This is a genomic window from Ureibacillus aquaedulcis, assembly GCF_030418165.1.
Lineage (GTDB): Bacteria > Bacillota > Bacilli > Bacillales_A > Planococcaceae > Ureibacillus > Ureibacillus aquaedulcis.
In genome coordinates, this window is record NZ_JAUHTQ010000015.1 from 21,939 (window position 1) to 34,711 (window position 12,773).

Genomic DNA, 12,773 nt, shown 5'->3' on the forward strand with positions numbered 1-12,773 from the left:
ACAAAATTCGATTTTAAAACATAAAATTCGGGTATATTATAATTATAAATGTGAATAGTTTTTAATATTCTATTATGAAAACTGGCAAGTAGACAGCCAAATCCTCCAAATAAGAGGAGTTGATATTTTTGGATTCAGGCACTCATCTAGTAATGGGCGTTGCTTTAGGCGGATTGGCTTTGGCAGACCCAGTTGTAGCGAATAATACAATGGGATTCGCTGCTGTCATGGCAGGTACAATCATTGGTTCACAGGCACCTGATGTTGATACGGTTTTAAAATTACGTAATAATGCTGTTTATATCCGCCATCATCGCGGTATTACACATTCTATACCAGCAGTCATTTTATGGCCAATAGCGATTACCGGTATCTTGAGCTTAATATTCCAGGATGCCAATATTTTGCATCTATGGCTTTGGACTTTCCTTGCCGTCTTTCTACATGTTTTTGTGGATATATTCAATGCCTATGGAACACAAGCCCTCAGACCATTTTCAAAGAAATGGGTAGCGTTGGGGGTCATTAATACGTTTGATCCCATCATTTTCGGCATCCATTGTATCGGAATTTTACTATGGGCGTTCGGCTTCAATCCAGTATCAACATTTTTAATCATGTACTTAATCATCATTGGCTACTATATCTTACGCTTTATATTACAGGGCGCAGTGAAAAAAGCCGTGCATCATGCTATTCAAGATGAAGATTATGTTATTGTTGCACCAACAATGCGTTTTTTCAATTGGCGTGTAGCAGCAAGATCGAAAACCCATTATTACGTTGGTCGTGCATACGGTAGAACCATCAACATTTATGACAAATTTGAAATTCATCCACTGCCAAAGACACCCCTTGTGGATAAAGCACTCAAAGATTCAAACTTAAGTGCATTCCTATCATTCTCTCCATTATACCGATGGGAAATCTCTGAACTTGAGAACGATCTAACAGAAGTTCGATTAATTGATTTACGATATCGTAGTAACGATCACTACCCTTTTGTTGCAGTAGCTCATCTTGACAAAGAATTAAACATTGTCAATTCATACACTGGATGGATCTTTAGCGAAGACAAACTGCAGCAAAAACTTCAAATAGGTGCAAGCGATTAAAGGAAAAGCGGAAGGGGCTCGCCCAGCTCCGACAACAATTGGAAGAATCGACAAAAGGACGCTTTTTGTCCGTGCAGGCGATTCTGAAATTGTCGAGGAGCTAGCACCAGCAACTAGACAATGAAAAGCGGAAGGGGCTCGCCCAGCTCCGCAAAAGATAATTTTCTAAAATTTATAAGGAGTTGTCCTAAGCACTGGGACAACTCCTCTTTTTTCTTATTAAAGTATTCACCTATTGCAGTTTTTCATTATCACTCTCATCTAGAAGATGGGCATACTTTGGGTTTCTCCCCGCAAACTCATGTATTTTATCGCCGTAGCTTGCAATCCATTGCTGGATGATTTTTTCGGTATATTCTGCCCCGCGATAATCGTACCCTGCTTTGGCATATGTGGATTCAAAATCGGACCACAATAGCTCGATCCAAGTACGTGCCTTATTGACAGAAAGATTCGGGTTTTTTTGCGCAAGAATTTGAGTTAATTGTTCTATCGAATGATTCGCGTTCATCTTATTTCCCTGCCTTCACTGGTAAAAGAATTGAAATTGGCAGTGCCTCTTCAAAACGGTCCCCGCCTAAACGATAACCCCAGGCAAAGCGGCCTTTCAAATACTCTACCTTAAAATACTCCCCTGGTGCCCCATCAATACGGTACATTTCACCCTTAACAATCGTATTTGGGTCAATTAAGTAGGCTGCAGCCATTGTCGCTTTTCTTTCATATACAGCATACTCATTTACGATGCCAAGTTGTTCTGCTTTTCTCGCCTTTTCTTTCAGCTTCGCAATCTCTTCCCTTAGTTCTTGTTCTGTCATTTCAGCATAGCTTTTTTCAGTCATATTGTTCCGTCTCCTTTTCATCTAGAAAGCGATCAATTACTTCTATTGGAAAACCTTTTTGATATAAGGCTTGTTTTGTTTTCATTCGGAGGTCATTGCCTGTAAACTTTGAAGCATACTTTTTCCAAAGTTTGTCACCCTGGATTTCAATCATTTCGTCCCATTCTTCATCTTCTCGCTCCAACTTAATCTGGTCAAGTATTTCGTTTGCAATCGAAAAAGAATACCCCTTTCTTAACAGGACATCCTGAACTTTTTGCTTGATTTGCATGGGTGTTTTATTTTGGTTTGCTTTTATCGCCTTTTGGGCAAGTTCCATCGCCAGAGATAGCTGCTCTTTATGCGAAAATGTATCAAGCACTTTATTTTGTGTATCTTTATTGATTCCCTTTTTGATCAGATCTTGCTTGATGGCTCTCGGCCCTTTTTTGGCTGTTTTTTTCTTTGTTTCCAAAAGAGCCTTGGAATAGGTTTCATCATTTAAAAAGCCAAGTTTTTCAAGCTTTCTGATTGCCTCCAAAACAACAGATTCACCAAAGCCTGCATCGAGGAGTTTTTTTTTCACTTCGAATTCACTGCGCATTTGATAACTTAAGAAATTTAATGCCCTGTTAAAAGCTTTTGCAATTTCGTCTTCATAGGTAATTTCGTCGATATCAAATTGTTCGAGTACTTTTCCTTTCGTTAAGCCAAACTTAATCAGTGTTGATTCATCCACTGCAAATGCATATGTATCATTTAAATAAACATTATAACGTTCTGGATTGTTTTTTTGTCGTCCTATTTTCGATATGACTTTCATACAAACACTCCTTCTAAAGCTAGTATACATGTTTTTTTCGTTTGTTTCATTTTAGAAAATTAGTAATGGAATTTTGTCGGTTGAAAACATTATTTTTAAGCATAAAGAAATTGATTTCGCACAATATAAGCAAAAAGGAGGCTAAAATTCTTTATGTGGAAACATCACATTTTGAGATTAACACTGTGCTCAATTGTTATTGCGATTGCCTTTAGTTTAGTTAAACTTGATGTTGCCAATGCGAATGCGTACCATTGGGGCTTTACTAAATCAAAGGATGAAAAGCCAGGAGATGTTGGATCTCAATTTGAAACCATTTTAAAAGAGCACGGTGCATTTTATAGAGGAGACCCAAATAAAAAAATAATCTATTTAACTTTTGATAGCGGTTTTGAAAATGGCTATACAGAAAGCATCTTGGACACATTGAAAGAGGAAAAAGTTCCAGCTACCTTTTTCTTAACCGGGCATTATTTAACTAGTGCAACTGATTTAGTAAAAAGAATGATTGATGAAGGCCATATTATTGGAAACCATTCTTACGGCCATCCAGATATGTCCAAGTTATCAGAAGAGGGTCTATTAGAAGAATGGCAGAAATTCGATAAAACACTTAAAGACACTACCGGGATGAAACGTACATATTATGTTCGTCCTCCAAAAGGCATCTTTAGTGAGAAAGTACTGGAAGTCGGGAATATAAATGGCTATACCCATATTTTTTGGGATACCGCTTTCGTTGATTGGCATGATGATTCTAGCGTAGGCTGGCAATATGCATACGATGAATTAATGAACCAATTGCATCCAGGAGCACTTATCCTTCTGCATACAGTTGCAAAGCATAATGCAGATGCTCTTCCCAGGTTTATCGAGGATGCAAAAAAAGAGGGTTACTCTTTTGCTTCACTTGATGATTTAGTCATGGAACAAGTGATGGAATGATAAGGCAGATTCTAAAAATACCATTTTCCTCAAGGAAGGAAAATGGTATTTCTTTATGGTTCGTTTTTTTTCTGTAGTCCCACTCGCAGAGCTGGACCTTAGCAAATGTCGCCCAATTATTTGAACATTTTTTTAAGGTTGGCCATTTCGATTGCAGAAACTGCAGAATCATAACCTTTGTTGCCCGCTTTAGTCCCTGCTCTTTCAATAGCTTGTTCAATGTTTTCTGTTGTTACAATACCGAAAATCACCGGTACATTTGAATTTAGCGACACACTTGCAATTCCTTTTGCCGCTTCATTATTTACATAGTCATAATGAGTAGTTGCTCCGCGGATGACAGTGCCTAATCCGATAACCGCATCGTACTCGCCAGTTTCCACCATTTGTTTTGCGATGAATGGCACTTCGAATGCGCCCGGCACCCAAGCTATATCAATGTTTTCTTCGTTAACACCATGTCTTTTTAGACCATCCAGGGCTCCATCAACTAATTTGGAAGTGATAAAGTCATTAAAGCGCCCTACTACAACCCCTATTTTTAAATCTGTCCCGATTAAATTTGCTTCAAATAATTTTCCCATTTTACATTCTCCTTTATAATAAACTGTTCTACTTTATTCACTGATTAATATACTGCTAGCATGCTTTTCACGGTAACTGACCAAATCTTCGATGGATATAATTTTTAGTGAGTGCTGTGCAGCAAAATCGTTTAAACCATCTAAGCGAAGCATATTACCGTCATCGCCCATAATTTCACAAATTACTCCAGCAGGATAACTGCCGCAGGCTTTCGCTAAATCAACTGCCGCTTCGGTATGGCCCCTTCTCTCAAGTACTCCATTTGCTTTTGCTACTAATGGGAATACATGACCAGGTCTTCTAAAATGATTCGGTGCTGCATTTTCATCAATCATTTGAAGAATCGTATAAGATCTTTCATAAGCACTAATTCCAGTTGTCGTGTCAATATGGTCTACACTAACTGTAAATGCAGTTTGATGATTATCTGTATTGTTTTCCACCATCGAAGGCAATGCCAGTTTTTTTGCAAGCCCCTCTTCTATCGGCGTACAAATTAGCCCACGTCCAAACGTGGCCATAAAGTTAATGTTTTCGGGATTTGCAAATTCTGCCAGAACCACCAAATCACCTTCGTTTTCTCGATTTTCATCGTCAACGACAATCACGATTTTTCCTGCTTTTAAATCATGCAATGCCTCTTCAATTGTATTGAGCATGTTGAACCACCTCCTGTTTAGAATCCATTCTGTCTCAAAAAATCTAATGTTACATTTGAACTTTGTTCAGTCTTCTTTAAATGATGCAAAACATACTTTCCAAGCATGTCTGTTTCAATATTGACCTTCTCACCGACACCTTTACGCCCTAAAACCGTTTCTGCGTAGGTATGTGGAATGAGTGAAACCGTTATACTGCTATCTGTAACTTGAAAAAGCGTAAGGCTGGTTCCATCAATTGTTATGGAGCCTTTTGGAATACAATTTGTTAATAGCTCTTTGTCAATTTCTATTTCGATATATACTGCATTGGAGAGCGGCCTTTTGCTTTTAATTGTTCCTACACCATCTACATGGCCGGAAACAAGATGCCCTCCAAATCTGCCATTTGCACTCATTGCGCGTTCCAGATTCACAAAGTCACCCAATTTCAGCGTATGGATCGTTGTTGCTTTGACTGTTTCCGGCATAACATCCACAGTCATTTCTTCATTGTTGAAATGGGTAATCGTTAGGCAAACACCATTTACTGCAATACTGTCTCCTAAATGTGCATCTGAAACAATTTTTGACGTTGCAATCGTTAGCTCCATGCTATTTACATCTTTTTTAATGCCCGTCACTTTTCCTTGATCTTCAATAATGCCCGTAAACATCTACTCACCTCTCTCAAACTGGAAAAATAAAAACTCCTTAGCATCCTAAGGAGTTTGGGAGTATTCATGGCATAGTTAAATAAGCCTTTTGAAAGCTGCATTTTCAAAAAGTGCCATAATTTATCCTTCTCCCATCCAGACTATACTGTCGGCTTTGGATTCGCACCAAATCCTGCTCCAAAGAGCTCACGGGCTTAGAAGATGTACTTCATCACCGTCGATTGGGAATTTCACCCGACCCCGAAGGACTTTATTTACTTCAAGCATTTAAATTAAATAAAAAAATCCCGTCATTTGGTTGACGAGATTAGAAAGCACACAAAAAGACTATAGTAAAATAGACCAGTAAAAATTAAAATTTTAATGGTTTTTTCTATAAAATGCTCCTTCTCCCATCCAGACTATACTGTCGGCTTTGGATTCGCACCAAATCCTGCTCCAAAGAGCTCACGGGCTTAGAAGATATACTTCATCACCGTCGATTGGGAATTTCACCCGACCCCGAAGGAATTAATTATTTAGTTCGTAACAAAGATATCACGAATCCAAAATTTTATCCACTCTCTAATATTATAAGCAGTTTTTCAGTCATTATAGCCACTTGGTACTATATGAAATATTTATCCATTGGCTTTAAATACCTCCTTCGCTATAATGGTTAGATGAACTTATTAAAGGACGTGAACGCTTTTGAGCGATAAAGTAATGATGGAAATTGGACAAAAATTTCCTTTAACCATAAAAAGATTAGGAATTAATGGCGAAGGGGTCGGCTTTTATAAACGCAATGTTGTTTTTGTAAAAGGCGCCCTGCCGGGAGAAGAAGTAACCGTAAAAGTTTCAAAGGTGCAACGCAATTTTGCCGAAGCCGATATTTTAAATGTTCGCAAGGCTTCAAATTATCGACAGGAACCAAGCTGCCCTGTGTATAACGAATGTGGTGGCTGTCAGCTGCAGCATCTAACATATGATGGGCAACTTAAGGAAAAACGTGATATGGTCGTGCAATCTCTGGAGAAATACGTAAAGTCAGTTGCAGAAACGACAGATATTCGACCAACAATTGGGATGGACAATCCTTGGCATTATCGAAACAAAAGCTCTTTCCAAGTACGAAAAGAAGGAAAACGTGTGTATGCGGGTCTTTATGCTGAAGGTACAAACAAACTGCTGAACATCAATGACTGTGCTGTTCAGCATCCTTTGACATCGAAAATAACTGTAGCAACACGCAAAATATTGCAAAAGCTAAATATCTCCATTTATGATGGGAAAACCTTGGATGGATTAGTAAGGACTATTGTGGTCCGTACTGCTATTCATACAGGTGAAACACAAGTGTGTTTAGTAACAACTAGAAAAGACATACCACATAAATCTGAATTAGTTGAACGTATGCTAAAAATCGATCCGAGCATTGTTTCTATTACCCAAAATATCAATCGGGATAAAACATCGTTGATATTTGGCGATGAAACCATTATCCTGCACGGGAAAGAAACGATTCATGAAAATTTAGGCGAGCTTGCATTCGACCTATCTACTCGTGCGTTCTTCCAGTTAAACCCGGAACAAACCGTTCATTTGTATGATGAAATCAAAAAAGCGGCAGAGTTAACGGGAAAAGAAAAAGTGGTGGATGCTTATTGCGGTGTTGGAACAATCGGGTTATGGTTGGCACCGAAAGCAAAAGAGGTTCGGGGTATGGATGTGGTACCTGAAAGTATAGAGGATGCCAAGAAAAACGCACGCAATCATGGCCTTAAGCATGCACGCTACTATACCGGAACGGCAGAAGAATGGTTGGCAAAATGGAAACGCGAGGGCTTTATCCCTGATGTTGTAACGGTAGATCCTCCGCGGACGGGACTTGCACCAAGCTTTATCAAAACAGTGATGAAAATAAAGCCAAAACGTTTTGTTTACACATCCTGCAACCCATCTACATTTGCAAAAGACTTACAGGAACTAACGAAAATCTATCATATGGACTATATCCAACCGGTTGATATGTTCCCTCAAACAGCCCGGGTTGAAATTGTAGCAAAACTAACATTGAAAAATAAATAACCATACAAAAACGAACCGTCCCATCTATAATTGGGACGGTTTCTCTTATTTCTATCAATAGAAAATCGGAATGAACAATAATTGTAAAGAAATATGTGTAAACATATGGGCGATCACCGCATACTCGAATCCCTTTTTCCAATAAAGATAGCCAAAGAATAAGCCCCCGATTCCATTCAGTAAAAAACATCGCACAATCAACAGCGGTGTCAGTTCACCAAATATCATATTCGTAGCAGGTAAATGACCCGCTGCAAATACGAGGGAAGCAATCATAATAGCAATCCAATAATAAGCATTTGGCAATCTATTTTTATTGCCCTTAAAGAGCTTCATCATAAGCCATACGATCAAGCTCATAAAGAACAATCTCAGCATGATTTCCTCAAATACCCCGCCATAGAAAACCCCTGCCAGTAAACCATTTAAAGAAAATCCAGATTGGAGCTCACCAAGAATTTCAATTTGTTTTTGGAAGTAAAATCGGTCCATTACAACCAAAACAAACGCTGTCATTACGCCAAATACAACTGCCAATAAAACGCTCCCAGCCTCTACTCGAATTTTCTCTTTTTGAAAAAATTCGTCTATGATTTTTAACGAGAATCCTGTTTTTCTAGCCAGTTTAATCCCTGCAAAGGATAGAATAAATGCTAAAATTGATATTTGTATCGAACTTACTGCTAGTAGCAAGGAATAAGGTAAAGGCATAGTCTCCAGTAATCTGTCTGATTCTTGTGGGAATGTGTGTTGCAAGTTTTCTATTTGGTAAGGCAATACAAAGAACCCACCGATCAAACATATGACCGAAAATAAGAGCGAAATTTTCAAATCAATCTTTTTCATTTTCTACACTCCATTCCTAGGTAGACCTTATAAAAAGGAGATTAAAAAAATAAGGATCAATGGCAAAAAGATAATAATATATCCAAGCGGATTGGCAAAGTTGATGGTCCATCCTACACCAAATCGCTTTTCAACGAAGATGGATGGGTCATTCCTATTGAAATAGAACATTCCGCCCCTCCAATATTGATCTTCATCTAGATCCATGATTCTCGCTTCAACTCTCGTTTCCAACTCTTTATCCGAGCGCCCTACTTTTATAGAAAAGATTAGAGTTCCTACTAAAACTAATAATAAAAAACCAAATGGAATCAACATCTTTACAGTTCCCTCTCCTATTTCCGGGTGAATCATCATTAATTGGAAATAGCTCATCAACATCGTTATGGCCAATAAAACAATGAATAGTAGCCAACTCGAATACTTTCTTAGAGATAACTGCCTATTTCGGGATGCTTGCAGTGAAGTTGCACTAAGCTTAATGCCTGATTTTTTAGTTGCTGTATGGATGCCCAGGAACATTAACTGCATTATTAGCAATACTAGTGTCAGCTGTATTGCGGAAATAGGGGTTTTGTCGGTAAATGCATCCGCTTCCCCACCTGGTCCCCAGTGTGTTGGAATTAGATCTGGCAAAATATCATAATTCATTATTGTGTAAATCATTAATCCAACCGTCGAAAGAATCGGCAATAGATAAACATACCAAGGTAGCATTTCATCCTGTTTACGGACTGATAAATCAGTAACTTGCATTGCCTTTAAATTCTCGACCCATTTATTTTGTTGTTTTAGCAGCTTTGTTTTCCCATGATAATATAAATAAAAGGATAAGCTGATTAACATTAAGGCAAATTCGATAATCACGCCAGTGAGGGCAATTTGGTTATCCACACGTTCATTGCCTAAAACCCACACAATATAGGACCCTAAAATAATGATGGAGAGAAACGCCACACTCAATGAATAGTGTTTTCTATATTTCTTGATCATATGGTCCTCAATATATTGTTCTGGTATGGATACACCGAACACGATTGTTCGCTTAACCAAGTAAGGGATAAACGTCTGGATTACTGCGATAAATAGCGTAACGATGAAAAAAATCAAAAACGACATGCTAATTCCTCCTTTACCTTTCTTTCATTTCTCCTAATATCGTGTTGACGAATTCCTGCACTTCCTTTTTATTGACTCCCAACACTAAAGCTTCTGCAATGACTGGTTTTAAATCGGTAATAATCTGTTGCTTTTTCTCCTCGGATATCCGCTCCGTTGGTGAAATGATGGCACCGGATTTAGGGACAATGCTGATAATTCCTTTTTTCTCGAGCTCATGATAGCTTTTGTTGACTGTATGCATATTCACGCCAAGATCTGCGGCAAACGCTCTAACGGATGGCAACGAATCGCCCGGAGCAATTTCTCCTCGTGCAATACCTTCAATGATTTGGTTTGTTAATTGTGTATAAATCGGTATATCTGATTCGGCTTCAATTTGAATAATCACTTAATCCCCTCCTATCTGTTATATGTTCATTATAACAAAACTGTTCTACAATCAATATAACACAACTGTTCTATAATTCATAGAACAAATTAAAAATTTTCCCACAAAAATAAATAAGGAGGAAAGCTTAAGCTCCCTCCCATTTACCATATTAAGTTATATTTATTCCAACTAACTCAAGTTATTTATATGTTCTTGTGCTAGCAACGGCTTTCTCCCAGCCTTCAACTAGCTCTTTTCTCTTCGCTTCTTCCATTTTAGGCTTATAGGATTGATCAATGGCCCATTGGGAAGCAATTTCATCCTGGTCCTCCCAGAAGCCAACCGCTAGCCCAGCTAGATATGCAGCTCCAAGAGCAGTTGTTTCATTTACCTTGGGTACTTCTACTGGCACATCCAGTATATCGCTTTGGAATTCCATTAGGAAGCTGTTTTTCACGGCTCCGCCATCCGCTCGCAACGTTTTTAAGGAAATGCCGGAATCCTTTTCCATTGCATCAAGTACAGCCTTAGTTTGATAGGCCAAAGATTCCACCGTAGCACGGACAAAATGGTCTTTTGTTGTTCCTCGAGTCAGCCCGAATATTGCTCCTCTTGCTTCACTGTCCCAATACGGTGTACCTAGTCCAACAAAGGCCGGAACAACGTAGACTCCATCTGTCGAGTCAACAGCTCTGCAATACTTCTCACTTTCGGCAGCATTATTAAACATTCGTAAACCGTCCCGTAGCCATTGAATTGCCGAACCAGCTACAAAGATACTTCCTTCGAGCGCGTATTCTACCTTGCCATTTAAACCCCAAGCCAAGGTAGTTAATAAGCCATGTTCTGACCTTACAGGTTTTTCTCCTGTATTCATCAGCATAAAGCATCCAGTACCATACGTGTTTTTGACCATTCCTTTTTCGAAACACGCCTGCCCGAATAATGCCGCTTGCTGATCTCCGGCCACTCCAGAGATTGGCACCTCCTGACCAAAGAAATGCTCTTTATCAGTTGCCGCATAGACCATTGATGAAGAGCAAACTTCAGGCAGCATCGATTGAGGTATATCAAGGATTGATAATAATTCATCATCCCATTTTAGATCATAGATATTATACATTAGTGTACGTGATGCATTGGAATAATCAGTAACATGGGCTTTTCCACCGGACAACTTCCAGATCAGCCAAGTATCTATCGTGCCGAATAATAATTTCCCTTCATCGGCTAGTTCCCGTGCTCCGTCAACATTGTCCAAAATCCACTTTACTTTCGTTCCTGAAAAATAAGCATCTATTAATAACCCGGTTTTGGAACGGAACAGTTCGTTATATCCCTGGTTTCTTAACTCCTCGCAAATTTCGTTTGTTTGACGCGATTGCCAAACGATTGCATTGTAGATAGGCGTTCCTGTTTCTTTATTCCAAACAACCGCTGTTTCCCTTTGGTTTGTTATCCCAATTGTCGCAACGTCTGCGGCATTAATATTGGCTTCGGATAAACAAGTCGCAATGACAGCCAGAACAGAACCTAGAATTTCATTTGCATTATGCTCAACCCAGCCTGGATTCGGGAAAATTTGAGTAAATTCTTTTTGGGCACTATGGACAATTTCTCCCTGTTTATTAAATAGGATTGCTCGTGAACTAGTTGTTCCCTGATCAATTGATAAAATATATTTCCCCATTTTTTCTCTCCCACCTATATGAATCTTTTTATTAAACTTCTATTTTCTAAACCTGATGTTAGCTTGCAAATTTTTTCGGACTAATAAAGTAGGCCATTCCAAACACAAGTACTGAAATCACCAAGACAATCCAAAATTCAGTTGTCAGTGAATTATTGAACACCGCTTTATGGAATAATGCGCCCAGTGAACCACCAAGCAGTGGACCTACAACTGGTATCCAGGAGTATTTCCAATTTGATGAACCCTTCCCTGCAATCGGGAGCACCGCATGGGCAATACGCGGCCCTAAATCACGGGCTGGATTAATGGCATATCCTGTCGTACCCCCAAATGCCATACCGATTGCCACGATTAGTAGCCCCACCGCAATTGGATTCAGACCTTCTGTAAACTCACCTGCTCCAATAAATTGAAGACCAAGCAACAATACAAATGTTCCGATAAACTCACTCAGAAGATTGGAAAAAGAATGCGGGATTGCTGGTCCCGTTGAAAAAACCCCCAATTTCGCACCGGGATCGTTCGTTGCTTTCCAATGCGGTAAATATTGAAGAAATATAATACAAGCTCCAATAAATGCCCCGATTAATTGTCCCAGGATATATAAAGGGACATCACTCCATGCAAAATCTTCAGTCCATGCCAATGCAACCGTTACTGCTGGATTTAAATGCGCACCACTAATGTTTCCTACCGCAAAAATCCCTAATGTAACACCTAGCCCCCATGCAAGAGTAATAACAACCCAACCCGCATCTTTTGCATATGATTTCGTTAAATTTGCTCCCGCACATACCCCGGCACCAAACAAAATCAAAATCATCGTTCCCAACACTTCTCCCCAAAATGGCGACATACCAACATCTCCTTTTGTTTAAATTTTTAAAAAGAAACACTAGCTTATTAAAGAGATTTATAAGGACAATAAGTGTTTCTTTTTATGTACCCAACAATTCGCTTGAGTGGAAGCGTTACCATTTTCTCTAATAATTACGCTGCAGAAATTTTAATTATTCGTAAAGAAAAAAATAAAATATACAAGTATCTTAATCTTTAAATATAATTTTA

General features: G+C 38.9%; 15 protein-coding genes and 2 riboswitches. Of the genes, 4 read left to right on the forward strand and 11 right to left on the reverse strand.

What is annotated here, in order from left to right; translation table 11 throughout:
* Nucleotides 1–128: 128 nt before the first annotated feature.
* The gene (locus QYB95_RS15815) at nt 129–1,115 is read left to right on the forward strand and encodes a metal-dependent hydrolase (protein WP_301139342.1); all 987 of its coding nucleotides are present in this window, start codon (nt 129–131) and stop codon (nt 1,113–1,115) included.
* Complete coding sequence (locus tag QYB95_RS15820; protein WP_301139343.1) at nt 1,102–1,239, forward strand: hypothetical protein; 138 nt, start codon at nt 1,102–1,104, stop codon at nt 1,237–1,239. The genes QYB95_RS15815 and QYB95_RS15820 overlap by 14 nt, the downstream gene beginning before the upstream one ends.
* Nucleotides 1,240–1,347: 108 nt before the next feature.
* Here the strand turns inward: QYB95_RS15820 and QYB95_RS15825 are convergent, their stop codons facing one another.
* Genes QYB95_RS15825 through recX form a run of 3 tightly spaced genes read right to left on the reverse strand, consistent with a single transcriptional unit; the run spans nt 1,348 to nt 2,759 of the window.
* The gene (locus QYB95_RS15825) at nt 1,348–1,626 is read right to left on the reverse strand and encodes a YfhJ family protein (protein ID WP_301139344.1); all 279 of its coding nucleotides are present in this window, start codon (nt 1,624–1,626) and stop codon (nt 1,348–1,350) included.
* 1 nt (nt 1,627) lies between these two features.
* The gene (locus QYB95_RS15830) at nt 1,628–1,957 is read right to left on the reverse strand and encodes a YfhH family protein (RefSeq protein WP_301139345.1); all 330 of its coding nucleotides are present in this window, start codon (nt 1,955–1,957) and stop codon (nt 1,628–1,630) included.
* The gene (gene recX / locus QYB95_RS15835) at nt 1,950–2,759 is read right to left on the reverse strand and encodes a recombination regulator RecX (protein WP_301139346.1); all 810 of its coding nucleotides are present in this window, start codon (nt 2,757–2,759) and stop codon (nt 1,950–1,952) included. Before recX ends, QYB95_RS15830 begins: the two co-directional genes overlap by 8 nt.
* Nucleotides 2,760–2,912: 153 nt before the next feature.
* On the opposite strand from recX, the gene QYB95_RS15840 reads away from it, so the two are divergent.
* A complete protein-coding gene (locus tag QYB95_RS15840) occupies nt 2,913–3,704 on the forward strand; it encodes a polysaccharide deacetylase family protein (RefSeq protein WP_301139347.1) in 792 nt (263 codons plus the stop codon).
* Nucleotides 3,705–3,820: 116 nt separating this feature from the next.
* On the opposite strand, the gene ribH is transcribed toward QYB95_RS15840, so the two are convergent.
* From ribH to ribE, 3 genes are read right to left on the reverse strand one after another with little or no spacing between them, the layout of a single operon-like run.
* Nucleotides 3,821–4,288 carry a 6,7-dimethyl-8-ribityllumazine synthase gene (gene ribH / locus QYB95_RS15845; protein ID WP_301139348.1) on the reverse strand — a complete coding sequence of 156 codons (468 nt, stop codon included), beginning with the start codon at nt 4,286–4,288 and terminating at the stop codon, nt 3,821–3,823.
* Between the two features lie 33 nt (nt 4,289–4,321).
* Entirely contained in the window at nt 4,322–4,948 is a 627-nt protein-coding gene (gene ribB / locus QYB95_RS15850; protein WP_301139349.1) for a 3,4-dihydroxy-2-butanone-4-phosphate synthase, read from the reverse strand.
* Between the two features lie 17 nt (nt 4,949–4,965).
* Complete coding sequence (gene ribE / locus QYB95_RS15855) at nt 4,966–5,604, reverse strand: riboflavin synthase (protein WP_301139350.1); 639 nt, start codon at nt 5,602–5,604, stop codon at nt 4,966–4,968.
* Between the two features lie 119 nt (nt 5,605–5,723).
* Nucleotides 5,724–5,856, reverse strand: a riboswitch (FMN riboswitch).
* A gap of 128 nt (nt 5,857–5,984) precedes the next feature.
* Nucleotides 5,985–6,117: riboswitch (FMN riboswitch) on the reverse strand.
* A gap of 195 nt (nt 6,118–6,312) precedes the next feature.
* Here ribE and rlmD point away from each other — a divergent pair.
* Nucleotides 6,313–7,674, forward strand: a complete 1,362-nt coding sequence (gene rlmD, locus QYB95_RS15860; RefSeq protein WP_425609218.1) for a 23S rRNA (uracil(1939)-C(5))-methyltransferase RlmD — start codon at nt 6,313–6,315, stop codon at nt 7,672–7,674.
* Between the two features lie 54 nt (nt 7,675–7,728).
* Here rlmD and QYB95_RS15865 read toward each other — a convergent pair whose 3' ends face one another.
* The 5 genes from QYB95_RS15865 to QYB95_RS15885 form a co-directional block, all read right to left on the reverse strand.
* Entirely contained in the window at nt 7,729–8,520 is a 792-nt protein-coding gene (locus tag QYB95_RS15865) for a CPBP family intramembrane glutamic endopeptidase (RefSeq protein ID WP_301139352.1), read from the reverse strand.
* 27 nt (nt 8,521–8,547) lie between these two features.
* Complete coding sequence (locus QYB95_RS15870) at nt 8,548–9,639, reverse strand: DUF1648 domain-containing protein (RefSeq protein ID WP_301139353.1); 1,092 nt, start codon at nt 9,637–9,639, stop codon at nt 8,548–8,550.
* Between the two features lie 13 nt (nt 9,640–9,652).
* Nucleotides 9,653–10,030, reverse strand: a complete 378-nt coding sequence (locus QYB95_RS15875) for a GntR family transcriptional regulator (RefSeq protein ID WP_301139354.1) — start codon at nt 10,028–10,030, stop codon at nt 9,653–9,655.
* A gap of 181 nt (nt 10,031–10,211) precedes the next feature.
* Complete coding sequence (gene glpK, locus QYB95_RS15880; RefSeq protein ID WP_301139355.1) at nt 10,212–11,702, reverse strand: glycerol kinase GlpK; 1,491 nt, start codon at nt 11,700–11,702, stop codon at nt 10,212–10,214.
* A gap of 58 nt (nt 11,703–11,760) precedes the next feature.
* The gene (locus QYB95_RS15885; protein WP_301139356.1) at nt 11,761–12,561 is read right to left on the reverse strand and encodes an MIP/aquaporin family protein; all 801 of its coding nucleotides are present in this window, start codon (nt 12,559–12,561) and stop codon (nt 11,761–11,763) included.
* Nucleotides 12,562–12,773: the final 212 nt, after the last annotated feature.